The sequence below is a fragment of the Sphingomonas endophytica genome (assembly GCF_001476895.1).
Taxonomy (GTDB): domain Bacteria; phylum Pseudomonadota; class Alphaproteobacteria; order Sphingomonadales; family Sphingomonadaceae; genus Sphingomonas; species Sphingomonas endophytica_A.
In genome coordinates, this window is the sequence record NZ_LDTB01000018.1 from 33354 (window position 1) to 56587 (window position 23234).

At 68.4% G+C, this 23234-nt stretch carries 20 protein-coding genes and 1 tRNA gene; 18 read left to right on the forward strand and 3 right to left on the reverse strand.

Annotation, left to right across the window (positions count from 1 at the left end):
• Positions 1-230 precede the first annotated feature (230 nt).
• Positions 231-1355, forward strand: a complete 1125-nt coding sequence (locus NS334_RS07210) for a calcium:proton antiporter (RefSeq protein WP_058755297.1) — start codon at positions 231-233, stop codon at positions 1353-1355.
• A gap of 1 nt (position 1356) precedes the next feature.
• Here NS334_RS07210 and NS334_RS07215 read toward each other — a convergent pair whose 3' ends face one another.
• Positions 1357-1602, reverse strand: a complete 246-nt coding sequence (locus NS334_RS07215; protein WP_241491848.1) for a hypothetical protein — start codon at positions 1600-1602, stop codon at positions 1357-1359.
• A complete protein-coding gene (locus tag NS334_RS07220) occupies positions 1572-3257 on the reverse strand; it encodes a M1 family metallopeptidase (RefSeq protein ID WP_058755299.1) in 1686 nt (561 codons plus the stop codon). The genes NS334_RS07215 and NS334_RS07220 overlap by 31 nt, the downstream gene beginning before the upstream one ends.
• A 73-nt stretch (positions 3258-3330) precedes the next feature.
• Here NS334_RS07220 and lon point away from each other — a divergent pair, with 73 nt between their 5' ends.
• The 5 genes from lon (at position 3331) to NS334_RS07245 (ending at position 11233) form a co-directional block, all read left to right on the forward strand.
• Positions 3331-5727 (forward strand): endopeptidase La, encoded by a 2397-nt coding sequence (lon, locus tag NS334_RS07225; protein WP_058755300.1) that lies wholly within the window; start codon positions 3331-3333, stop codon positions 5725-5727.
• Between the two features lie 161 nt (positions 5728-5888).
• Positions 5889-6161: an HU family DNA-binding protein gene (locus NS334_RS07230; protein ID WP_028965329.1), complete on the forward strand. Its 273-nt coding sequence runs from the start codon at positions 5889-5891 to the stop codon at positions 6159-6161.
• 61 nt (positions 6162-6222) lie between these two features.
• A tRNA-Val gene (locus NS334_RS07235) sits at positions 6223-6297 on the forward strand.
• A 434-nt stretch (positions 6298-6731) separates the two neighbouring features.
• Entirely contained in the window at positions 6732-8339 is a 1608-nt protein-coding gene (locus NS334_RS07240; protein WP_058755301.1) for a hypothetical protein, read from the forward strand.
• A 95-nt stretch (positions 8340-8434) separates the two neighbouring features.
• Positions 8435-11233: a TonB-dependent receptor domain-containing protein gene (locus NS334_RS07245; protein WP_058755302.1), complete on the forward strand. Its 2799-nt coding sequence runs from the start codon at positions 8435-8437 to the stop codon at positions 11231-11233.
• 64 nt (positions 11234-11297) lie between these two features.
• On the opposite strand, the gene NS334_RS07250 is transcribed toward NS334_RS07245, so the two are convergent.
• The gene (locus tag NS334_RS07250; protein ID WP_058755303.1) at positions 11298-11927 is read right to left on the reverse strand and encodes a prolyl hydroxylase family protein; all 630 of its coding nucleotides are present in this window, start codon (positions 11925-11927) and stop codon (positions 11298-11300) included.
• A 119-nt stretch (positions 11928-12046) separates the two neighbouring features.
• Between NS334_RS07250 and NS334_RS07255 the strand changes: the two genes are divergently transcribed.
• The 12 genes from NS334_RS07255 to gspN form a co-directional block, all read left to right on the forward strand.
• A complete protein-coding gene (locus NS334_RS07255; protein ID WP_058755304.1) occupies positions 12047-12937 on the forward strand; it encodes a type II secretion system protein N in 891 nt (296 codons plus the stop codon).
• Positions 12934-15156, forward strand: a complete 2223-nt coding sequence (gene gspD, locus NS334_RS07260) for a type II secretion system secretin GspD (RefSeq protein WP_058755305.1) — start codon at positions 12934-12936, stop codon at positions 15154-15156. The genes NS334_RS07255 and gspD overlap by 4 nt, the downstream gene beginning before the upstream one ends.
• Positions 15153-16730 (forward strand): GspE/PulE family protein, encoded by a 1578-nt coding sequence (locus NS334_RS07265; RefSeq protein ID WP_058755306.1) that lies wholly within the window; start codon positions 15153-15155, stop codon positions 16728-16730. Before gspD ends, NS334_RS07265 begins: the two co-directional genes overlap by 4 nt.
• Positions 16723-17946 (forward strand): type II secretion system inner membrane protein GspF, encoded by a 1224-nt coding sequence (gene gspF / locus NS334_RS07270; RefSeq protein ID WP_058755307.1) that lies wholly within the window; start codon positions 16723-16725, stop codon positions 17944-17946. Before NS334_RS07265 ends, gspF begins: the two co-directional genes overlap by 8 nt.
• 8 nt (positions 17947-17954) lie before the next feature.
• Positions 17955-18395 (forward strand): type II secretion system major pseudopilin GspG, encoded by a 441-nt coding sequence (gspG, locus tag NS334_RS07275; protein WP_058755308.1) that lies wholly within the window; start codon positions 17955-17957, stop codon positions 18393-18395.
• Positions 18370-18846: a GspH/FimT family pseudopilin gene (locus tag NS334_RS07280; RefSeq protein ID WP_083500312.1), complete on the forward strand. Its 477-nt coding sequence runs from the start codon at positions 18370-18372 to the stop codon at positions 18844-18846. The genes gspG and NS334_RS07280 overlap by 26 nt, the downstream gene beginning before the upstream one ends.
• Positions 18847-19072: 226 nt before the next feature.
• A complete protein-coding gene (gspI, locus tag NS334_RS19060; RefSeq protein ID WP_275044678.1) occupies positions 19073-19525 on the forward strand; it encodes a type II secretion system minor pseudopilin GspI in 453 nt (150 codons plus the stop codon).
• Positions 19522-20196, forward strand: coding sequence for a type II secretion system minor pseudopilin GspJ (gene gspJ / locus NS334_RS07290; protein ID WP_083500314.1), 675 nt, complete (start codon positions 19522-19524; stop codon positions 20194-20196). The genes gspI and gspJ overlap by 4 nt, the downstream gene beginning before the upstream one ends.
• Positions 20183-21148, forward strand: a complete 966-nt coding sequence (gene gspK, locus NS334_RS07295) for a type II secretion system minor pseudopilin GspK (RefSeq protein ID WP_058755311.1) — start codon at positions 20183-20185, stop codon at positions 21146-21148. The genes gspJ and gspK overlap by 14 nt, the downstream gene beginning before the upstream one ends.
• Complete coding sequence (gene gspL / locus NS334_RS07300; protein ID WP_058755312.1) at positions 21145-22233, forward strand: type II secretion system protein GspL; 1089 nt, start codon at positions 21145-21147, stop codon at positions 22231-22233. The genes gspK and gspL overlap by 4 nt, the downstream gene beginning before the upstream one ends.
• Positions 22230-22703 carry a type II secretion system protein GspM gene (gene gspM / locus NS334_RS07305; RefSeq protein ID WP_058755313.1) on the forward strand — a complete coding sequence of 158 codons (474 nt, stop codon included), beginning with the start codon at positions 22230-22232 and terminating at the stop codon, positions 22701-22703. The genes gspL and gspM overlap by 4 nt, the downstream gene beginning before the upstream one ends.
• Positions 22703-23234 (forward strand): type II secretion system protein N (gene gspN / locus NS334_RS07310; protein WP_058755314.1); only part of this gene is annotated, 532 nt, incomplete at its 3' end. The genes gspM and gspN, both read left to right, overlap by 1 nt.

Consider the following 23234-nt stretch of genomic DNA (forward strand, 5'->3'; position numbering starts at 1 on the left):
CCGCTGCGGTGACGTAAGAGCTGGGCGGTACGCACCTTTTCCAAGCTCCCGCTCCGGCTGGCGCCGGGGCGTCGTTGCGAGATCCGGCATGTTGGCCACTGCCGTGGCGCAACTTAACCTCGAATGTCCGCCGTGGTGGCGGTGCTTAGAGAGGGGGCCACGCCATCGTTACGCCAGTGGATCATGTCCGGCGCTCGCGCATTGGTGGGGAAAGGGAGCTTTCCGACCGCATGACCATCGAAGACGACGCCTTGCCACCCGCGGACGTCCGCCGTTCGCTGCTGCATCGACTCGACCTGCCGCTATGGGCGTTGGCGTTGCCGGCGCTCGGCCTGGTGACGGTGTTGTTCTCGCTATACGGCTATGGTGTGGCGGGAACGGTCGGGGCGACGATCGTGCTGTTCGGATGTGTGCTGGCGGCGGTGCATCATGCCGAGGTGGTCGCGCACCGGGTCGGCGAACCGTTCGGGACGTTGGTGCTGGCGATCGCGGTGACGGTGATCGAGGTATCGCTGATCGTCTCGCTGATGATGTCCGATGCGGGCGATGCCTCGGCGCTGGCGCGCGATACGGTCTTCGCGGCGATCATGATTATCCTCAACGGGATCATCGGGCTGTGCCTGCTCGTCGGCGGCCTCCGGCATGGCGAGCAGCGCTTCACGCTGCGCGGGGTGAGTGCGGCGCTCTGCACGCTCGCGGCGCTGGCGGTGCTGACGCTGGTGCTGCCGAACTACACCTCGACGACACCCGGACCCTATTACGCCACGTCGCAACTGGTGCTGGTCGCGGTGGTCAGCCTGTTCCTCTACGGCGTCTTCGTGATGGTGCAGACGCTGCGCCACCGCGAATATTTCCTGCCGGAACACGGAGATGACGACGGTCATGCCGCCATGCCGTCGCGCGCGACGACTGGCGTGGCATTCGGTACGCTGCTGGTCGCGCTGGTTGCGGTCGTGTTGCTTGCCAAGGCGCTGTCGCGGACGGTGGAGGAGGCGGTGCTCGGGGCCGGGTTGCCGCTGGCGGTGGTCGGCGTGGTGATCGCGGCGCTGGTACTCGCGCCCGAGAGTCTGGCCGCCTACCGCGCGGCGACGCGCAACCGTATCCAGACCAGCCTGAACCTCGCCTTGGGATCGGCGCTGGCGACGATCGGGCTGACGATCCCGGCGGTCGCGATCGTGAGCCTGGTGCTGGACCTCCCGCTGGCGCTGGGCCTGGGGGCGATGAAGATCGTGCTGCTGGCGCTGTCGCTGTTCATCGCGACGATCTCGCTGGGAACAGGGCGCACCACCGTGTTGCAGGGGGCGGTGCATCTGGTGATCTTCGCGGTCTATCTGTTCACGACGGTGGTGCCGTAGGTCAACGCTTCTGCCGCGCCGCCAGCGCCAGCCCCGCGGCGATCTGCGCCAGCGCATAGAGCCGCCGCCGCCCCGGCCGCCCCACGAACGGGCGCACCGCATATTCCGCGCCCAGCGCGCGATCCTTCCACAGGTCCGTGTGCCGCCCGGTCTGCACCAGCCCGAGAAGGCCGTCGCCGATCATGAAGATCGCCGCCATTTCCGCGAACCGCGCGGTCAGCGGGATTTCTGCCGTTGCGTCTTCCACACCTGATACTCCTCCACCGCGACCGAGCGGCGCAGGACGCGCGCGTTCGGGTCGATCACGACATGCGCGCCGGCGGGAACATCGATCATGGCGCGGCCGCCGGGCATCTCCACCCGGTGTGCCACGCCATCGATCGTCAACTCGACCGGCATCGCGAAGGCGCGTGGGCGCTCCGTCGTCCATGACAGCCGCAGCGTGTCGCCGTCGCGCGTCGTCGTCAGTTCGGGTAACGCACGGTCGCGCAGATAGGTGTCGAAGAACCACGACAGGCCGCGCCCGCTCTCCTCGCGCACGATCGTCTCGAAGTCGCGGGTCGAGCCGTAGCGCGGCTGGAAATTCCCCGGTCGCGGATCGCGGCGACCATAGACCAACCGCCGGATCGAAGCGAAGAACGCCCGGTCGCCGATCAGCCAGCGCAGCGTGTGGAGCGTCCAAGAGCCCTTGTAATAGATGTCGGTGCCCGCGCCGCCCTTGCTCGGTTCGTACACCTCCTCCTCGGTCAGTACGCGGTCACGGACGATCGGCGCGCGGTTGGTGATCTGGTTGCGCTGCGCCTCCATCATCACCGCGTAGCGCGCATCGCCCTCGCGCCACTGTCCGTAGAGTGGCTGCATGTAGCTGCCGAAGCCTTCGTGGAGCCAATAGTCGTCCCAATTGGCGGCGGTCAGTTGGTTGGCGAACCATTCGTGGCTGAATTCGTGCTGGAACAGCCAGTCGAAGCCTTCCGGCGCTTTCGCATAGTCATTGCCATAAGCGTTGATCGTCTGATGCTCCATGCCCTTGTGCGGCGTCTCGACCACGCCGACCTTCTCATCGCCGAAGGGGTAGGGGCCGATCACGCTTTCGAAGAAGTCGAGCGTCGGGGCGAATTCATCGACCAGCGCGCGCGCCTTCGCCTCCTCGCCGGGCAGGTGCCAGTAGTAAAGCGGGATCGTGTTGCCGAAGCGGCTCTTGTACGTGCCCTCGATCACCTCATAGGGGCCGATGTTGATCGCAATGGCGTAGGTGTTGGGCTGGCGTGCACGCCAGTTCCAGACGGTGCGGCCATCAGGCAGCGTGTCGATGCCGAGTAGCTTGCCGTTCGAGGGCGCCTTCAACCCCTTTGGCGACGTAATGTGGAGCGTGGCGACGTCCGGCTCGCCAGCGGGAAAGTCGAGGCACGGCCACAGCAGGTCGCAGCCGTAGCCTTCGCTGGTGCTGGCGATCCATGGTCGCCCGTCGCGGGTGGTCGCCCAGACCATGCCGTCGTCCCATGGTGCGTTTACAGCGACATGCGGCGTACCGTCATAACGGACCGCGACGAGCACTTTCTCTCCTGCCTTCAGCGGGTGGCGGATGATGATGCGGCCATCGGGGCGTTCGAAGGCGCTGGGGGCGCCCCCGACCGACAGTTCGCGAACGGTGTAGTTCGAATCGAGGTCGAGCGTGACCGCCGCGACGTCGCGCGTCGCCGCCACTTCCAGGGTCGCACGCCCGCCCAGCCGGCGCGTGGCGGGAGCGGGTGCCAGCATCAGATCGACCGCGCGCAGCCGCAACGCGTCCTGCCCGAAGGCGCGAACCCCACCCGACACCTGCGTCTGCGTGCTGATCGGCGGCTCGCCCTTGCCCGGCAGTTGTGCGGCCGCCGTGCTGAACGGGATGGTAAGCATCACCATGCGATTGATGCCGCGCCCCCAGGCACCATATAGACGGTATCGGTCGCTCCCCACGGGCGGCCCCGGAGTATCCATGACGTCCACTTTCCCCGTTCTGCCGCTTCGCGACATCGTCGTCTTCCCGCATATGATCGTGCCGCTGTTCGTCGGACGCGACAAGTCGGTCGCCGCGCTGGAAGCCGCGATGGCCGCCGACAAGGAGATCTTCCTCGTCGCGCAGCTCGACCCGGCGGAGGACGATCCCGTCCGCGACGACCTGTATTCGATGGGCGTCACCGCCACCGTCCTGCAATTGCTGAAACTGCCCGACGGCACCGTCCGCGTTCTGGTGGAGGGTAAGGCACGCGCGACGCTGGAGACTCTGGAGGAAGGCGGCGCCTATCTGACCGCCACGATCGAGCCCGTGCTGGATGCCGAGGTCGAGGGTCCGGAGGCGGCGGCGCTGATGCGCTCGGTCGTCGACCAGTTCGAAAATTACGCCAAGCTCAACCGCAAGCTGCCCGCCGAACTGGCCGCGCAGCTGGGCGAGATCGACGTCGCCGGGCGGCTGTCGGACACGGTCGCGGGCAATATCCAGGTCAAGGTCGCCGAGAAGCAGGCGCTGCTGATGGAGGCCGATCCGCTCAAGCGGCTGGAAATGGCCTATGCGCTGATGGAAGGCGAACTCGGCGTCCTGCAGGTCGAGAAGAAGATCAAGAGCCGCGTCAAGCGTCAGATGGAGAAGACGCAGCGCGAATATTACCTCAATGAGCAGTTGAAGGCGATCCAGCGCGAGCTGGGGAATGAGGGCGAGGAAGGCGAAGGCGATGAGCTCGCCGAGCTGACGCAGAAGATCGCGACGCTGAAGCTGTCGAAGGAAGCGCGCACCAAGGCGACCGCCGAGTTGAAGAAGCTGAAGACCATGGCGCCGATGAGCGCCGAGGCGACCGTCGTGCGCAACTATCTCGACGTGCTTTTGGGCCTGCCGTGGGGCAAGAAGAGCAAGATCAAGAAGGACATTCCGGCTGCCGAGGCGATCCTCAACGAGGATCATTACGCGCTGGAGAAGGTCAAGGACCGGATCGTCGAATATCTGGCCGTGCAGGCGCGCACCAACAAGTTGAAGGGGCCGATCTTGTGCCTGGTCGGTCCGCCCGGCGTCGGCAAGACCTCGCTCGGCAAGTCGATCGCCAAGGCGACGGGGCGTGAGTTCATCCGCCAGTCGCTGGGCGGCGTGCGCGACGAGGCCGAGATTCGCGGCCATCGCCGCACCTATATCGGCTCGCTGCCGGGCAAGGTGGTGACCAACCTCAAGAAGGCCGGGACGAGCAATCCGCTGTTCCTGCTCGACGAGATCGACAAGCTGGGCCAGGATTTCCGTGGCGACCCGGCCTCGGCGCTGCTGGAGGTGCTCGATCCCGAACAGAACGCGAAGTTCAACGACCATTATCTCGAGATCGACATCGATCTGTCCGATGTGATGTTCGTCTGCACCGCGAATTCGCTGAACCTGCCGCAGCCGCTGCTCGACCGGATGGAGATCATTCGCCTGGAGGGCTATACCGAGGACGAAAAGGTCGAGATCGCCGAGCGGCACCTGATCGCCAAGCAGATCGAGGCGCATGGCCTGAAGCCGGGCGAGTTCACGCTGACCAACGAGGGGCTGCGCGCGCTGATCCAGCGCTACACCCGCGAGGCGGGAGTCCGCACGCTGGAGCGGGAGGTGGCGAAGCTGTGCCGCAAGGCGCTGCGCCAGATCCTCGAGGGCAAGGCGACGAGCGTGACGATCACGCCCGACAATCTGTCCGACTTCGCGGGCGTCCAGCGTTTCCGACATGGTCTGTCGGAAACAGAGGATCAGATCGGCGCGGTCACCGGGCTCGCCTGGACCGAGGTCGGCGGCGAATTGCTGACGATCGAGAGCGTCACGGTTCCCGGCAAGGGTGCGGCGAAGGTGACGGGCAAGCTGGGCGACGTGATGAAGGAATCGGTACAGGCCGCTTTCTCGTTCGTGCAGGCGCGTGCGCCATCGTTTGGGATCAAGCCCAGCCTGTTCCACCGCAAGGACATCCATATCCACTTGCCCGAGGGCGCGGTGCCCAAGGACGGCCCGTCGGCCGGCATCGGCCTGGTCACGTCGATCGTCTCGACGTTGACGGGCATTCCGGTGCGGAAGGAAGTGGCGATGACCGGCGAGGTGACGCTGCGCGGGCGCGTGCTGCCGATCGGCGGCCTCAAGGAGAAGCTGCTCGCGGCGCTGCGCGGCGGGATCGAGACTGTGCTGATCCCGCAGGAAAATGAGAAGGATCTGGTCGAGATCCCGCAGAATATCCGCGATGGGCTGCGCATCGTGCCGGTCGCGCATGTCGACGAGGTGCTCCGGCTGGCGCTCGTACGCCCGCTGGAGGCGATCGACTGGACCGAAGCCGACGAACTGGCGGCGCTGCCGCCCGCACCGATCGCGCCGGCCGGGGGCGAGCTCCACCACTGATCTGTGTTAGCAAGTTCAAGCGTTTACAATCGCCGCTCCGTTCCGCGGGGCGGCGGTTTCGTTTGACTCGGCACGGGACAGAGGACTTACTGGGCGGATGCGGTTATGAGACCGCGAATCCATCACGATTGCGTAACGACAACGAGCGGGGTTTTCCGGGGATGAACAAGCAGGAACTGATCGCGCAGGTCGCGACGGCTGCCGGGCTGGGCAAGAATGAAGCGAGCCGTGCGGTCGAGGCGGTATTCGATACGATCTCCGCGTGCCTGAAGAAGGGCGACGAAGTGCGGCTGGTGGGCTTCGGCACCTTCGCGGTCAGCAAGCGCAAGGCCTCGACCGGCCGCAATCCGCGCACCGGCGAGCCGATGACGATCAAGGCGTCGAGCCAGCCGAAGTTCAAGGCTGGCAAGGTCCTGAAGGATTCGCTGAACTGACGCGATTTTGGTCTGGACAGGGGCGGGGCGCTTGCGTAGTGGCACCGCTCCGCCAACGGATGGGCGCGTAGCTCAGCGGTAGAGCACACCCTTCACACGGGTGGGGTCACAGGTTCAATCCCTGTCGCGCCCACCATCCATGGCACGAAAAGCCCCGCCCGGTCCATGACCCGGCGGGGCTTTTCGCGTTCGGGGCGCTGTCCTCCTTCGCGGATGCTCTATCCGTCAGTGCTTCGCTACGCTCGCAATGACGGACGTGCGGGAGCAGTGGCAGCTCGCTCACGTCAAAATCGCTTCACGCTTCAGCCCAACGAGCGGCAGTCTGATGCTCTCAGACGGCCAGGATCCTTGTGAGAAAACCGAACCCACGATGCCGCGACGCGCTACGGTCGCCGTCCTGCTCCCGCACATGTCACGCGATCGTAACGCACGCGTCACGCAGTCGTCTCGAAACCTCCATTCAGATGTCATCCCCGCCGCCTAGCGGCGCTCCCGACGAACGAGCGGGCAGTCAGGCCCGACTCGCATCGGGGCCTCGCAGATGGGCCTGTTATCCAAGGGAGTGAGTCGATGGTCAGCTTCAGCCGCCGCAGCCAGATTATGCTGGCATCCAGTGCCGCATTGTTCCTCGCGTCGTGCGGCGCGGACGATGTCGCATCACCGGGCGCGGGTGCGATCGACGTGGTCATCAACCCGCCGGCACCGACGCCGACCCCGACCGGCACCCCGACCCCGACGGCGCTGACCGCCGCGCAGTTCGCGCTGGCCACCACGGTCGGTTCGGCAAGCGGTTCGGTCATCACCGTCGATGAGCAGCTTGCGCTGGTGAACAAGGGCACGAACAATAACGTCAACGGTTTCGGCGCGACGCTGAACGGCGTCTATCCGACCAGCGGCACCTCGCTCGCCACCGCCAGCAACCCGCAGACGGTGCTGGGCAACACCAGCTTCATCCAGAACACCAGCTTCGTCGGCGCGATGAGCGGCCCGAACGACAATGCCTTCTCGGGCTGGACCTGCAACTCGACCGCCGCGACCTTCCTGAACTCGGCGTCTTGCGCCGCGGTGCCGTCGATCGGCAGCGGCGGTTCGGCCGCGACCTGCCCGACCGGGACGACCGACGCCGGGCTGGTGCAGGGCTTCCGCGCGTGCCGCCTGCCGACGACGATCACCACCGACCTGACGCTGCCGAAGATCGCGGGCGTCTTCTACCGCTTCAGCGGCGAGACGAAGGTGGGCACCGACAATGGCGTGACCGGCGGCACGGGCGTGACGCTGACCATTCAGCCGGGCGTGACTCTGGTCGCCGACGGCTCGGACTCGGCGGTCGACGTGCTGATCGTCAACCGCGGCAACAAGATCAACGCGGTTGGCACCGCCGACGCGCCGATCATCTTCACCTCGCAGCAGAACCTGAAGTCCGACGGCGTGTCCGACGTGACGCAGGGTCAGTGGGGCGGGATCATCCTGCTCGGCCGCGCGACCACCGCGGTCTGCGCGACCGGCTTCACCAACCCCTGCCAGCAGCAGATCGAAGGCGTGAGCGGCTATTACTACGGCGGTTCGAACGACGCCGACAGCTCGGGCACGATGCAGTACGTCCAGATCCGCTTCACCGGTTTCGAGGTGACGCCGGGCAACGAATTGCAGGGGCTGACGCTGGGCGGCACCGGCACGGGCACGACGATCGACCATGTGCAGAGCCACAATTCGTCGGACGACGGCATCGAGATCTTCGGCGGCACGACCAACCTGAAGTATTTCGTCGTCACGGGCGCCGACGATGACGGCTTCGACGTCGACAACGGCTGGCGCGGCTTCATGCAGTTCATCATCGCCGCACAGAAGGTGTCGGGCGCGACCGCCGACTCGTTCGCGACCGAGATCGACTCGAACGGTGCCGAGGATCTGACCCCGCGCACCTTCGGCCGCTACGCCAACTTCACCTTCGTCCAGCAGGCGGGCACCAATCCGGCGCCGTCGGCGATCCGCCTGCGCGGCGGTGCGGACTTCGCGTTCGTCAACGGCATCGTAAAGTCGCCGACGACCTGCGTGAACATCGTTGCCAGCGAAGGCACCGGCGACAACCGCACCACGATCCGTGCGGCCGACCAGGCCAAGCAGGACGCCGGCCCGCCGACCTTCAACTCGGTCTACTTCCAGTGCCAGGGCCGCTGAGGCGCGCCCAGCCCTGATGAACCGGCGGTGGCCGGGGCGCGCCCAACAGCGCCGCCCCGGCCCCGTTCTTTGACATTCGACCGGAAAGCCCCATCATGCGACAGCGCATCGCCTATGCCTCGCTCCTCCTGCTGACCACGACGCTGGTCGCGCCCGCCGCGCTGGCGCAGGTCGCGCCGCCGGCCGGCGGGACGCCCGCGCCCTCCACGCCGTCCGCCACCAGCGCCGATCCCGCCGCGACCGCGGAAACGCCGGCCGCGCCGGATCAGGAACAGGCGGAGGTTTCCGCGCCGGGCGTCGACACCTCGGCGGGCGAGGACATCGTCGTCGTCGGCCGCAACATTCCCAACGTCGTCCGCTCGACCGCGCAGGTGGTGAGCGTCCTGTCCGCCGCCGATATCGCGCGCACCGGCGAGGGCGACATCGCGGGCGCGCTGACCCGCGTCACCGGCCTGTCGGTGGTCGGCAACGGCTACGTCTTCGTGCGTGGTCTGGGCGATCGCTATTCCTCGGCGCTGCTCAACGGCTCGCCGCTGCCCAGTCCGGAGCCGCTGCGCCGCACGGTGCCGCTGGACATCTTCCCGACCTCGATCGTCGGGTCGGCGCTGGTGCAGAAGACCTATTCGGCCAATTATCCCGGCGAGTTTGGCGGCGGCGTCATCAATCTGACCACCAAGGCGATTCCGGACGAGAACTTCATTACCGGCGGCACGTCGGTCGCGGTCGATACCGAGACCACGGGGCGGCTGGGTTATACCTATTACGGGTCGCCGAGCGACTGGCTGGGTTACGACTCGGGCGAGCGCAAGGTGCCGGGGTTCATCCGCAACGCACCGACCGGCGACGGCATCATCCCGGCCGCGCAGCTGGCGCTGATGTCGAATGCGCGTACCACCTTGCTCCAGCGCAACAGCGATATTCCCGCCAACTGGTCGGGCGATCTCAGCATGGGGCTGACCGGTGATCTGCGCGGCGCGCGCGTGGGGCTGATCGCGAACGGCAGCATCGGCAACACCTGGCGGACGCGCGCGACGCGGCAGCAGGACACGATCAGTGCCAATGGCACCGCCCGCAACGACTTCAGCACCGTCATCACCGACAATCGCGCGACCGTGAACGGCTTGCTCGGCTTCGGCGCGGAGTTCGGCGAGCATCGCGTCCGCTGGACCAACGTCTATATCCACGACACGCTGAAGCAGGGCCGCGCCTCGGCGGCGACCGTCTATAACAATTCCAGCGGCCTGCCGCTGTTCCAGCAGAACACCAACTGGTTCGAGCGTCAGCTGATCGAGACGCAGCTGGTGGGCGAGTTCAAGCCGACCGACATGCTGTCGATCGACGTGCGCGGCGCCTATGCCAATTCACAGCGCAAGTCCCCGTATGAGCGCGAGTTCGTCTACAGCTGCAACAACACGCTGAACACCGTGGTGCAGCAGCCGATCGGCGGCACGGCGCTGCAATGTCCCGGCGTGTGGCAGTCAAACAACTCGTTCGGCGCGTTCGGCACGGTGGCGTTCAGCGATCTGAACGAGAATCTGTACTCGGGGCAGGCCGACGTCACCTACAAGCTGTCGACGGAGCGGCCGTTCACGCTGTCGACCGGCTATTACTTCTCCGACAACGACCGCACCTCGACCCGTCTGCCGTTCACCTATCAGACGGTGTCGGGGCAGGCGATCCCGTTCCCGTGCAACCTGTACCGCCCCGATTACCTGCTGTCGCCCGATGTGCTGAACGGCTGTCCGGCGGCGCTGACCGGCACGCGAGCCGAAAATGCGGTTCAACTGCGCTTCTCCCCGGGGCAGAACGGCGCCTATTCCTACGACGCCAAGCTCCGCATCCATGCCGGCTACATCCAGGCCGAGGCGGAGGCGTTCGACGGGCTGCGCGCGATCATCGGCGTCCGCTACGAGACCGCGAAGCAGACGGTGGTGCCGATCGGCCAGAGCGGCACGAACCTGAACAACGATTATTTCCTGCCGGCCTCGACGCTGACGTGGAATTTCGCGGAGAACATGCAACTGCGACTGGCGGCGTCGAAGACGATCGCGCGCCCGCAGTTCCGCGAGCTGGCGCCGCAGGCGTATCGCGACTTCGAGTCCGACCGCCTGTTCTTCGGCAACCCGCGCCTGCGCGACTCCGAGCTGTACAACCTCGAGGCGCGCTACGAGTGGTTCTACGCGCGTGACCAGCGGATCACGCTAGCCGGTTTCTACAAGCGCATCGATCGCCCGATCGAGCAGGTGGGTTTCTACCCCACCCCGGACGCGCGGCTCCAGACCGGCTTCACCTATCTGCCCAAGGCGACTCTCTGGGGTGCCGAGATCGAGGTGCAGAAATACGTGCCGCTCGACTTCATCGGCGAGGCGATGGCGGGGAAGCGTGCGGTCATCATCGCCAACTACACCTATACGCAGTCGAAGATCACCGCCGACGACACCTGCGTCCCCGGCGTGCTGGAAGGTACGACGCTGGGCGGCTGCCCGGCCAATTTCGCGCCGGCGCGACTGCTGTTCCGTGACGGCGCGCCGATGACCGGTCAGTCGGACCATCTCGTCAACCTGCAACTCGGCTATGAGGACAAGGACAACGGGACGCAGGTCACCGCGCTGTTCAACTATGCCAGCGACCGCGTGACCAACCGCGGACCGTCGCTGCTGGGCGGCAGCGGGTTCCAGCCCGATATCGTCGAGCGTCCCGGTATCCGTCTGGATCTGGTCGCGCGTCAGCAGACCGAGTTCCTGGGTCGCAAGATCGAGATCAAGGCGGAAGGCCGCAACCTGACCGGCACCCGCTATCAGGAGCGGCAGATCTTCGACAGCGGCAATGTCGTCAACGTGAACAACTACCGGCTGGGCCGCGTGTTCACGCTGGGTGCCAGTGTGACCTTCTAAGCCGGAACACGCCGAAAAAGCCCCGCTGCATCGCACGATGCGGCGGGGTTTGTCATGACTGGCCTCACCAGCCCCAGGGACGTTCGCGATACCATTTGGTAACGATATATTTGGTTCCGCCGCGTACCTTCATGCCATGATGAAGCGTCGCCGGGTTCAGGCTGCCGTCGGCGCGGCAATTGTTCCAGCACACCAGCTTGCCGGTTTCGGGCTGGATCGTCTTGTCGACCGCCTTGAAGCGCGTCGCGCCGCCCGCCTCGGGCACGTTCAGGTAGATCATCGCGGTCCAGGTCCGGTTGCCCGCGACGCTGCAATAACGGGCGAAGTCGGCGCCGTTCGGCTCGAAATAGTCGGTATGCGCCTTGAATTCCTGCCCCACGGCATAGCGCTGCCCCTGCATCGGTTCGCCGTGCAGCGGGTCCAGCCCGGTCGCCGCCGCCAGCGCCGCGTCGACGCGCGCCACCACCGGGTCGTCGCCCGGCAGGTCGCAGGTCTCGCTGGTCCTGAACGCGGTGTCGCCGTTGGCATCGGCGATCGTCGAGGGCCGACGCCCCAGGTCGATCAGTGCGATCAGATGCGCGCAGGTGTCGGCATCAAGGAAGTCGCGCTTGACGAACAGCGTCAGCTTCGGATTGGGAAGGCGCTGGATGCCCGGAACGGCGGACAGGCGCGCGGCGATCGGATCGGTGGCCATGTCCGTTCCCTGCCACAATCCGGGCATCGCGCCCAAGAACAGAAATATTACACAAACACGCAATACCCACGTAATATGGTAAACCTAGCGGCCGTTTCCCGGGGAGTTGGGCCAGGCGGATGCGTTTGAAATTCGATGCCCGGGCGCGGGCGATCCTGCGGCGGCTGCCCGTGGTGAACATTTATTCGGCGGCGGAGCTGGTGCTGATCGCCGGGCTGGCGGTGCAATGCGCGCGGCTGGCATGGGTGGTGCTGACCCCGATCTCGCCGCTCGGCGCGTGGGTGCCGGCGGGGCCGACCGTGCCCGCCGACGCCGCCGGCGTGCTCGCCGGCTTCGATCCTTTCTACCGTGTCAGCGGGCAGGTGCAGGCGCAGGGACCGGCGGTCGTCACCTCGCTCCAGCTTACGCTTTTTGGCACCCGTATGGACAGCGCGCAGGCGCGCGGCGCGGCGATTATCGCCGGCCCCGACGGCGTGCAGAAAAGCGTCGCGGTCGGTGAGGAAGTGGCCCCCGGCGTCATCCTGAGGTCGGTTGCCTTCGATCACGTCACGCTCGAACGCGGCGGTCAGACCGAGGATCTCTACCTGAACCAGTCGGGCGCACCGACCGGTGGCGCGCCGGCCCCGGACGCCGATGCGGCGGTCAATCCGCCACCTCCGTCCCCGCCACCCGGCGCCGGTCCGCCGCAGGTATCCCCCGGCGGCGCGCCGCCCGCGGCGGGCGGCGGCGGTACCGTCTCACCCGAACAATTGCGGTCCGAGATCAGCGCGATCCCGCGTATCGAGGGCGGCAAGATCAGCGGGCTCACGGTGCGCGGGCAGGGCGGCAACGCCTTCCGCGCCGCCGGCCTGCGCGACGGCGACGTCATCACCTCGGTCGCGGGGCGTACCATCGCCAGCGCGTCCGATCTCGACCAGCTCACGCGCGGCCGCGCCGCGGGCGGCTCCCTTTCCCTCACGGTGGAGCGCGGCGGGCAGCCGCTGCCGCTCACCATTCCGGTAACACGATGAACCGTTCCGCCCGATTGCTGGCCCCCGTTGCCCTTCTCGCCGCCGCACAGCCCGTGCTGGCGCAGACCACGCTCAACGTGCGCGATGCGGATATCCGCGCGTTCATCGCCGATGCCGCGAAGGTGACGGGGCGCACTTTCATCATCGACAATCGCGTGCAGGGGAAGGTGACGGTCGTCACCGATCGCCCGCTGTCGCGAACCGAATATCTGGAGGTGTTCCTCTCCACGCTGCGTGCCAACGGACTGGTCGCGGTGCCGACCGCGAACGGCGCGTTCCGCGTGCAGCCGATCGACAATGCCGCCAGTCAGCCGGGGCGCATCGGTCTGGCCGGGGCGGCGCGCAATCAGCTGGTGACGGAGATCATCCGGCTGCGCTCTGTCGATGCCGCGCAGGCGGTCGATACCGTGCGGCCGCTGGTCAGCGCGCAGGGCTCGGTGACCGCCAATCGCGGCGGCAACAGCCTGGTGGTCGTGGACTTCGCCGACAATGTGCGCCGTGTGCGCGAGGTGGTGCGGCGGATCGACGCCGATACGTCGGCGACCCGGATCATCCCGCTCAAGAACGCGCGCGCGACCGAGGTGGCGACCGCGCTGACCGGGCTGATCGGCGGGGCGGCGCAGGGCGGCGCTTCGGCGGCGACCGGCGGCGCGTCGGCGGTGGCGATCGAGAGCAGCAACGCGGTGGCGTTGCGCGGCGATCCGCAGACGGTCGCGCGGCTGGCCGGGCTGGCGCGTGAACTGGACCAGAGCGCGCGCAACGCCAACGAGATTCGCGTGATCTTCCTGGAGAATTCCGACGCGAACCAGTTGCTGCCGGTGCTGCAGCAGCTGGTCGGCCAGGCGCCCGATTCGATCCAGGATCAGGGGCTGACCCGTACCGGGCTCAGCACCAGCAGCACGGGACCGACGGGCGTCGGCGCGACCCCGCAACCGCCGCGCCAGCAGAGCGCGCAGGCCAGCGCGCAGCAATCCGGCGGACAGCCGCAGCAGGCTGCGATCCGCGGCGAGGGTGGCCGCAGCGCGGCGGTCGTCACCCGCTACGCCGGCGCGAACGCGATCGTCGTCGCCGCGCCCGCCGACGTGCAGCGGCAATTGGGCGACGTGATCCAGAAGCTCGACCAGCGGCGCCAGCAGGTGTTGATCGAGGCGATCGTCGCCGAAGTGTCGGACAGCACGGTCAACCGGCTGGGCGCGCAATTCCTGCTGGGCAATATCGACGGCGGCGCGTTCGCGGCCTCGACCTTCAGCAACTCCGCACCCAACATCCTTCAGATCGCGGGTGCGATCGGTGCGCAGAAGCTGGGCAGCACGCAGACGACGGTCGTCGCGCCCGATGGTACGCGCACCACCACCAACGTCAACAACACCGCCTCCAACCAGCTGACGCAATCGGCGATCAATTCGATCATCGGCTCGCAGGGCGGCTTCGCGGGGTTTGGCGGGCAGGTCGGCAGCACGATCTTCGGCGCGATCATCAATGCGGTGAAGAGCGATACGCGCTCGAACCTGTTGCAGGTGCCGCAGGTGATGACGCTCGACAATCAGGAGGCGCACACGCTGGTCGGGCAGGAAATCCCCGTCACCACCGGTGAGGCGCTGTCGAACAACTTCAACAATGCGTTCCGTACGACGCAACGGCAGAACGTCGGCATCGGACTGGACGTCCGCCCGCAGGTCAATTCGTCGGGTACGATCAAGATGAACCTGCATCTGGAGGTCAGCTCGATCGCCGGTCCGGTCAGCAGCAACAATTCCGACCTGATCCTGAACAAGCGTGAGGTGGAGACGGTGCTGACCGTCGATGACGGCGCGATCGGGGTGATCGGCGGGCTGTTGTCCGACGAGGAGCGCCGCACGATCGAGAAAATTCCATTCCTTGGCGACATTCCGGTGCTGGGCAATCTGTTCAAAAGCCGCGCGAAGACGCGCGCCAAGTCGAACCTGATGATCTTCATTCGCCCGACCGTGATCCGGTCGGCGGCCGACAATCGTCGCGTGACCGAGCAGCGCTACGGCTATCTGCGCGTGCAACAGGCGGCACAGGATCCCGCGTCGGAGCCGTCGATCGACCAGCTCGTCCGCGACTATCTCGGCGCCACGCCGCCGCTGCCCGCGGTCGGCTCCGGCCTGCCCGGTAGTATCGAGGATCCGCGCGTCGCGGTACCGGTCTATCGCAATTCGACGACGGTGATCCCCGCGCAGGGCAAGCGGAAATGAGCTTGCGCACCGGAGCGCAGATCGACGCCGCCGCCGCGCCATTGCCACCCGCGCCCGAGGGGGCGACCGTGCTTGGTGGCGCGGTGCCGGTCATTCCGCCGGTCGCCTTGCCCTATGCCTTCGCGCGCAAGTTCGGCGTGGTGCTGGACGGCGAGGGCGTGGCGCTGCGCGAGGGTAGCGATCCGCGCGCGCTGATCGAGGTCAGGCGCGTGCTGGGTCGCGCGTTCGACGTCGCGGTCGTGCCGCCCGTCGCCTTCGACCGGCTGCTCAGTGACAATTACGCGATGGACGGACAGGCCACCGCCGCCGCCGCCGTCGGCATGGGCGACGAACTCGATATTCTGGCCGAGGGGCTGCCGACCGCCGAGGACCTGCTCGACACCGCCGACGACGCGCCGGCGATCCGGCTGATCAACGGCATCATCGCCGATGCCGCGCGCAACGGCGTGTCGGACATCCATATCGAGCCCTATGAGACCGGGCTGGTCGTTCGGATGCGGATCGACGGGGTGTTGCGCGAAACGCTCCGGATGCCGCCGCATGTCGCGCCGGTGGTGGTCAGCCGTATAAAGGTCATGGCGCGTCTGGACATCGCCGAGCGGCGCGTGCCGCAGGACGGGCGCATGGGATTGACGTTGGGAGGGAAATTGCTCGACGTCCGCGTGTCCACGCTGCCGAGCCGGGCGGGCGAGCGCGTCGTGCTGCGTATCCTCGACAAGGAGAATGCGGGGATGGACCTCGACGCGCTCGGCATGAGCGCGCCGATGTACGCGCTGCTGCGCGAGGCGATCGCCGAGCCGAACGGAATCGTGCTGGTGACCGGCCCGACCGGCAGCGGCAAGACGACGACGCTCTACGCCGCGCTTCGTCTGCTCAATGACGGTAGCCGCAACATCCTGACCGTCGAGGATCCGGTCGAATACGCGGTCGAAGGTGTGGGGCAGACGCAGGTCAATGCCAAGGTCGGCCTGACGTTCGCGGCGGGCTTGCGCGCGATCCTACGGCAGGATCCCGATACGGTGATGATCGGCGAAATCCGCGACCGCGAAACCGCCGAGATCGCGGTGCAGGCGTCGCTGACCGGCCACCTCGTCCTGTCGACGGTCCACACCAACGACGCGGTCGGCGCGATCACCCGGATGCGCGACATGAAGGTCGAGCCGTTCCTGCTCGCCTCCACGCTGCGCGCGGTGATCGCGCAGCGGCTTGTGCGGCGGCTGTGCAAACATTGCGCGCGTCCGGTGCCGGCGGCGGAGACGGTCGCGCCGCTGCTGGGCATCGATCCGCGAACGACTGTGTATGAGGCGGTCGGGTGCGAGCAATGCAATCGGACGGGTTTCCGTGGCCGGATCGGCGTTTACGAGGCGGTGAGGGTCGATGCGGTGGTCCGCCGCCTCATCAACGAGGGCGGCGACGAAGACGCCATCGCGCGCCATGCCTTCGCCGGTAACGATACGCTGGCGACCGCCGCACGGCGGCTGGTGGAGAGTGGCCAAACCACTGCCGAGGAAGCGATTCGCGTCTCCCGCAGCGAAAACGCCGATGCGGCGGAGGCGGCGATCGCCAGTGGCTGACTTCGACTATCTCGCGATCGACACGCGCGGGAACGAGACGCGCGGGCATGTCAGCGCGACCGACATGGAGGCGGCGCGCGCCGCGCTCAACCGCAAGCGGCTGTACGTCGTTCGCATCGATCCCGGTGCGACGCCGCAGGCGCGCACCCGCCCGCTGTTCGGGCTGGAACTGGGCCGCCCGAAAATGTCGGGCAAGCAATTGACGTTGTTTACCAGGCAGTTGGCGACGCTCAACCGCGTGTCGCCGCTGGAGGAATCGCTCCGCACGATCACCCGCCAGACCGAGCAGGAGAGTGTGCGCGCGATCGTGCAGACCGTTCACACGGCGGTGGTCGAGGGGCGGCGGCTGGCGGACGCGATGGCGCGCGAGCCCAAGAGTTTTCCGCCGCTTTACAGGGCGATGGTCGCGGCGGGCGAGAGTTCGGGGACGTTGCCGCAGATCATGGAGCGGCTGTCCACACTGCTGGAGCGGCAGGCGGAGATTCGCGGCAAGTTGTTGACCGCCATGGCCTATCCGTCCGTGCTGGCGACCGTCGCGCTGGGCGTCGTCCTGGCGCTGATGACCTTCGTCGTGCCGCAGGTGGTCGAACAGTTCGACACGGTCGGTCAGGAATTGCCCCTTTTGACCCGGGTGGTCATCGGATTATCGGACGTTCTGGTGGGGTGGTGGTGGCTGATGCTGCTGACGCTGATCGCCATCGGCGTCGGGGCCTGGGCCGCACTGCGCCAGCCGCCGATCCGGCTGGCGTTCGACAGCTGGCTGCTGCGCGTGCCGCTGCTCGGGCGGCTGCTGCGCGACCTGCACGCGGCGCGGATGGCGCGCACGCTGTCGACGATGGTCGCCAGCCGCCTGCCGCTGCTCGAAGGGCTGAGCCTGACCGCGGGCACGATCCACAACCGCCGGCTGAAGGCGGCATCGGACGAGATCACCGAATCGATCCGTGGCGGCGGCAGTCTGTCGGCGGCGATGCGGCGCGCGGGGGTGTTTCCGCCGCTGCTGGTCTATCTGGCCGCCAGCGGCGAGGCGGCGGGGCGGCTGGACGAGATGCTGGAGCGCGCGGCGGATTATCTGGAGCGCGAGTTCGATCGCTTCACCGCCACCGCCATGTCGCTGCTGGAGCCGCTCATCATCGTCATCATGGGCGCGATCGTCGCGACGATCGTGCTATCGATCCTGCTCCCCATCCTTCAGCTCAACACGCTGGCCGGACAATGAGAATGCCTATGTCGACCGAACAGAAGAACCGTCGGAAGAAGCGTAACGGGTTTACGCTGGTCGAACTGATGGTGGTGATCGTCATCATCGGCCTGCTGGCGACGATCGTCGCGCTGAACGTGCTGCCGTCGGGCGACACCGCGCGCATCCAGAAGGCGAAGGCCGATATCGCGACGATCGAACAGGGGCTGGAACTCTATCGCCTGCAGATGGGCAGCTATCCGACGACGACGCAGGGGTTGCAGGCGCTGGTGTCGCCACCGGCGGGCGCCGATCCGGCGCGTTATCAGGCGGGCGGCTATATCAAGCGCCTGCCGCAGGATCCGTGGAACCGGCCGTATCTGTACGCCTCACCGGGGCAGCATGGCGCCGCCGACGTCTGGACGCTGGGCGCGGACGGCAAGGACGGCGGGCAGGGGATCGATGCCGATATCGGTTCCTGGCAGTAACGCGAAGCCGGAGTCGCCACGGCGCGAGGGCGGCTTCACGCTGATCGAGCTGATGGTGGTCATCACCGTCATCGGCCTCGCCTCGGCGGCGGCGGTGCTGATGATGCCGGACACGCGCGGGCGGTTGATGGACGAGGCGGCGCGCTTCGCGGTACGGACCCGCGCCGCGCATGACGCGGCGATCGTCGAGGCGCGCCCGGTCAGCCTGTGGGTGACGCCGGGCGGCTATGGCTTCGACCAGTGGCGTGGCGGCGCATGGACGCCGATGGACGGTGCGCTGGGCGTCGAACGCTGGAAGCCCGGCACGGCGGCGGCGGGGCCGGCGCGCGACCGGCTGACCTTCGACACCACCGGCCTTGCCGACCGCGCGATGACGGTGACGCTGACCCGCGAGGGGATGCGGACCGACGTGACGATCGAGGCGGATGGGACGGTCCGTGTCGCGGGGTGAGCGCGGCGCCGCCCGCCGCCCCGCGGCCCCGTGCCCGCCCGGCAGACGCCGTGGTCCGCCGACGGAACGGATCGGTCGCGCCACCGGCGTTACCGAACCGGACCCCGGTGTTCGCGCGCGGTCCGCGAGCGTCCCTTCGTCATGCCGGACGCGTTCCGGCATCCATGTTTCCGCACACGCACCGGTCGTCGCTTTTGCGGAAACATGGACCCCGGCCTTCGCCGGGGTGCCGGACCGAAGGAGGCGGGAGCGGCAAGTTTCGCGGCGGTCGGGCGTTCGCCGGGACGGGCGTGCCGGACAGGGCGGCTTCACGCTGATCGAGATCATGGTCGCGCTGGTCGTGTTCAGCCTGGCCGCGCTGGCGCTGATCCGGCTGGAGGGGCAGACGATCCGTTCGACCGGATTCGTGTCGGCGACGCTGCTGGCGCAGATCGTCGCGCGCAACGTCGCGATCGAGGCGGTGACCGACGCGCAGCCGCCGGTGCGCGGACGCGCGACCGGGGTGGAGCAGGCCGGCGGGCGCGCATGGAACTGGGTGCGCGAGGTCCAGCCGCTGGGCGACGGCGACGTGCAGCGCGTCGATGTCGCGGTCAGCGATGCCGGCGGCGCGGTGATGGGCCGCGCGACGATGGTGCGTCCCCCCGCCGCCCCGGTCGCGCAGGTCAGGACCGGGCCGTGAGCGCGCGCCCCCCGCGCGAGGCCGGGTTCACGCTGGTCGAGGTGATGATCGCGCTCATGATCTTCGGCATGATCGCGGCGGCGGGCGTCGCGTTGCTGGCGTTCAGCGTCCGCGCGCAGGGCGCGATGGCCGCGGCGCTGGACGACAATGCGGCGCTGAACCGGCTGGTATCGATCATGACCGCCGATCTGGCGCAGGCGCAGGACCGACCGACCCGCGACGTGACGGGGACGCTGTTCCCCGCATTCAGCGGCGATCGCAACGCGCAGCCGATGCTGCGCCTCGTGCGCGGTGGATGGAGCAATCCCGATCAGGCGCCGCGCGCCACGTTGCAGAAGGTGGAATATCGTCTGTCCGCCGAGGGGATCGAGCGCGTCGCCTATCCCGCGCTGGACGGGGCCGCGCCGTTACCGGCCGCGCTGCTGCTCGATCGCGTGCAGGAGGTGCGGGTGCGGTTCCGCTATGCCGGCGCGTGGAGCGATACGTGGCAGGGCGACGAGCGCGCCGCGTTGCCGCAGGCGATGGAATTGACGGTCGTGCGCGGCGGCGGGCAATCCTATCGTTTGCTGTTCCTGGTCGGCACCGGCGCGCCGCGCGCCGCCGAGGGGCAGGGGCCGCAGCAGGGAGGCGGGCCGGGCACGCCGCAGGGAGCGATCGATGCGCCGCGATAAGGGCGAGCGCGGTGCGGCGCTGCTGACGGTCCTGCTGCTGGTGGCGGTGATCGCGGTGATGGCGGCGACCGCGCTGGAGCGGTTGCGGCTGTCGACGCGGCTGGCCGCCAATGCGGTCGCGCTGGATGCCGCGCGCGGCTATGCCTATGCCGCCGAGACGCTGGCGACGCGGCGCGTGACGTCGCTGCTGGAGCAGGCGCGCGACCGCGTGGCGTTGACCGGCGGGTGGAGCGGGCGGCCGTTCGGGCTGCCGATCCCCGGCGGCACCGCCACCGCGCGTGTCACGGACGGCGGCAATTGCTTCAATCTCAACGGCCTGGTGTCGCCAGCCTTCGAGGGAACGTACAGCGTCAACGGGCAGGCGATCACGCGCTTTCAGCGGCTGATGCGGCTGTTGCGCGTCCCCGACGGCGATGCGGTCGCGGTCGCCACCGCCGACTGGCTGGACAGCAACGACGAGCCGTTGCCGGGCGGCGCGGAGAATCCGGCCTATCGCGGTTATCGCACCGCCGGGACGCTGATGGCCGACGTCAGCGAGTTTCGCGCGGTGAAGGGCGTGACGCCCGACATCTATCGGGCGATGCGGCCGTGGCTGTGCACGCTGCCGATCGCGCAGCAATCGGTGCTGAACGTCAACACCCTGCTGCCCGAACAGGCGCCGTTGCTGGCGATGCTGCTGCCCGACACGCTGGGGATCGCGCAGGCGCAGGCGCTGCTGCTGCGTCGTCCGCCGAACGGCTATGCCAGCGTCGACCAGTTCTGGGCGCAACTGGCGAGCAGCGGCGGTTCGGTCGATCTGGGCGCGCAGCAGCAGACCGCGACGACCAGCAAGTGGTTCGCGTTGCGGATCGATGTCGCCAACGGCGGCGCGGAATTGCATGAGGAGGGGCTGATCGACGCGCGGACCCTTCCCGTCCGGCTCGTGACGCGGCAATGGGGGGATGTACCATGACAGCCGCGACGCTCCTCTTCCTGCCGACCGACGATTCGCAGCCGTGGCGCTGGTGGCGGATCCGTGACGACGCGTTCGAGCGCGAGGGCGAGGGGCTTCCCGACCTGACCGACGCGGATCGCGTCGTCGCGGTCGCGCCCGCCGATGCGGTGACGCTGCACTGGGCGGCACTGCCGGCGCGGTCGGCCGCGCAGGCGGTGGCGGCGGCGCGCGTGGTGGTGAGCGATGCCACCGCCGAGCCGGCGCACGACCTGCACGTCGCGGTCGGGCAGGAGCGCGATGGCGAGCGCGTGATCGCGGTGGTCGCCCCGGCGCGGATGGCGGGCTGGCTGGCGGCACTGGCGCAACGCGGGATCGATCCCGCCGCGCTGGTTCCCGCGCCGCTGCTGCTGCCCGAGCCCGAGGAAGGCTATTGGCGCGGCGACCTGCCGGGACAGAAGGTGGTGCGCGGGCGCACGACCGGCTGGGCGGACGAGCCGGTGCTGACCGACCTGGTGACGCGCGGCGAGGCGCCGCGCGCGCTGGACGCCGATGCGCTGCGCACCGCGGCGGTGGCGGCGATCGCCGAACCGGCGCTCGACCTGCGCCAGGGCGCGTTCGCGCGGCGGCGGCGGCGCGCCGCCATCGACTGGGGACTGATGCGGCGACTGGCGGTGCTGGCCGGGCTGATCCTGCTGGCGACGCTGGCGATCGATGTCGTCCGGATCATGCGCTATTCGTTCGGTGCCGACGCGATCGAGCAGCGCGCCGCGACGATCGCGCGACAGGGATTGCCGCGCGGCACCGGCGACGGCGATGCGACGCGGATGCTGGCCGAGCGGGTGGCGCAGCTGCGCGGGCCGGGGCAGGGCTTCACGCGCACCGCCGCCGCCGTCTATGCGATCGTCGAGGCGGTGCCGGAGACCGAAGTGACCGCGCTCCAGTTCGAGCCCAATGGTGCGCTGCGCGTGTCGTTGTCGCTGGCCGGGGAGGCGCAGGCGAACACCGTCAAGTCGCGGCTGGCGGCGGCCGGGTTCGCGGTCGAATCGAGCGTGTTCCAGCAATCGGCCGGGCGACTGACCGGCGACATGACGGTGCGGCCATGAACGCCTTGAAGGTCTGGTTCGACGGCCGGTCGCCGCGCGAGCGGCGGCTGTTGCTGGTGATGGTCGCGCTGGCGATCGTGACGCTGGTGTGGGGCGCGATCATCGTGCCGGTGCGCAACGGCCTGTCCTCTTCACGCGAACGCTATACCGATGCGGTGGTGCGGCTGGGCGAGGCGCAGGCCGGGCTGGCGCAGGTCAAGGCGTTGCAGCGGCGTGCCGCGCCATTGTCCGCGCCGCTGGCCGATGTGGTGCGCGCGCGTGCCGATGCGGCGGGTTTCGCGCTCGCCAGCCTCGACGTCGAGGCGCCGGGGCGGATCCGCACCTCGATCGCGACCGCGCGCGCGGGGGCGTTGATGCAGTGGATCGCGGGGCTGGAGGCGGACGGTGTGCTGGTCGACTCGCTCAGCGTATCCGGCAACGGCGCGGGCAGCGTGACCGCGCAGATGACGCTGCGGACGCGGGGGAATTGATGCGGATCCGTCTGGCGACCGGGCGTCGCACGCTGTTCCTCGCCTTCTTCGCGCTGGCGATGCTGGCGTTCCTGCCGCTGCGGCTGGCGCTGGGGTGGAGCGGGCTGGACGGGCAGGGCTTCACCGCGCGCGAGGTGACGGGCAGCCTGTGGTCCGGGCGGCTGGTCGAGGCGAAGTTCGGCGACATCGCGCTGGGCGATCTGGACGCGGGACTGTCGCCGGTCGCGCTGCTGATCGGGCGCGCGCGGATCGCCTTGCAGGGCCAGGGCGACGACAGCGCGCAGCGGATCGCGGGCACAGTCGAGATCGGGCGCAACCGCGCGGCGGTGATCGATGCGCGCGGACCGCTGTCGCCGGGCAATGCCTTCGCGCCGCTGCCGGTGACGGCGCTCGACCTCGACGGGGTGACGGTGCGGTTCGTCGATGGCGCGTGCGAATCGGCGGAGGGGCGGGTGCGTGCGACGCTGGCGGGGGCGTTCGTGGGGCAGCCGCTGCCGGGCGCGATCAGCGGCAGCGCGCGCTGCGATGCCG

Excerpts from the sequence above, each read along its gene's own strand:
- NS334_RS07210 (WP_058755297.1), top strand. The coding sequence starts at position 231 with ATGACCATCGAAGACGACGCCTTGCCACCCGCGGACGTCCGCCGTTCG.
- NS334_RS07220 (WP_058755299.1), bottom strand. The coding sequence starts at position 3,257 with ATGGTGATGCTTACCATCCCGTTCAGCACGGCGGCCGCACAACTGCCG.
- lon (WP_058755300.1), top strand. The coding sequence starts at position 3,331 with ATGACGTCCACTTTCCCCGTTCTGCCGCTTCGCGACATCGTCGTCTTC.
- NS334_RS07230 (WP_028965329.1), top strand. The coding sequence starts at position 5,889 with ATGAACAAGCAGGAACTGATCGCGCAGGTCGCGACGGCTGCCGGGCTG.
- NS334_RS07240 (WP_058755301.1), top strand. The coding sequence starts at position 6,732 with ATGGTCAGCTTCAGCCGCCGCAGCCAGATTATGCTGGCATCCAGTGCC.
- NS334_RS07245 (WP_058755302.1), top strand. The coding sequence starts at position 8,435 with ATGCGACAGCGCATCGCCTATGCCTCGCTCCTCCTGCTGACCACGACG.
- NS334_RS07250 (WP_058755303.1), bottom strand. The coding sequence starts at position 11,927 with ATGGCCACCGATCCGATCGCCGCGCGCCTGTCCGCCGTTCCGGGCATC.
- NS334_RS07255 (WP_058755304.1), top strand. The coding sequence starts at position 12,047 with ATGCGTTTGAAATTCGATGCCCGGGCGCGGGCGATCCTGCGGCGGCTG.
- gspD (WP_058755305.1), top strand. The coding sequence starts at position 12,934 with ATGAACCGTTCCGCCCGATTGCTGGCCCCCGTTGCCCTTCTCGCCGCC.
- NS334_RS07265 (WP_058755306.1), top strand. The coding sequence starts at position 15,153 with ATGAGCTTGCGCACCGGAGCGCAGATCGACGCCGCCGCCGCGCCATTG.
- gspG (WP_058755308.1), top strand. The coding sequence starts at position 17,955 with ATGTCGACCGAACAGAAGAACCGTCGGAAGAAGCGTAACGGGTTTACG.
- NS334_RS07280 (WP_083500312.1), top strand. The coding sequence starts at position 18,370 with ATGCCGATATCGGTTCCTGGCAGTAACGCGAAGCCGGAGTCGCCACGG.
- gspK (WP_058755311.1), top strand. The coding sequence starts at position 20,183 with ATGCGCCGCGATAAGGGCGAGCGCGGTGCGGCGCTGCTGACGGTCCTG.
- gspL (WP_058755312.1), top strand. The coding sequence starts at position 21,145 with ATGACAGCCGCGACGCTCCTCTTCCTGCCGACCGACGATTCGCAGCCG.
- gspM (WP_058755313.1), top strand. The coding sequence starts at position 22,230 with ATGAACGCCTTGAAGGTCTGGTTCGACGGCCGGTCGCCGCGCGAGCGG.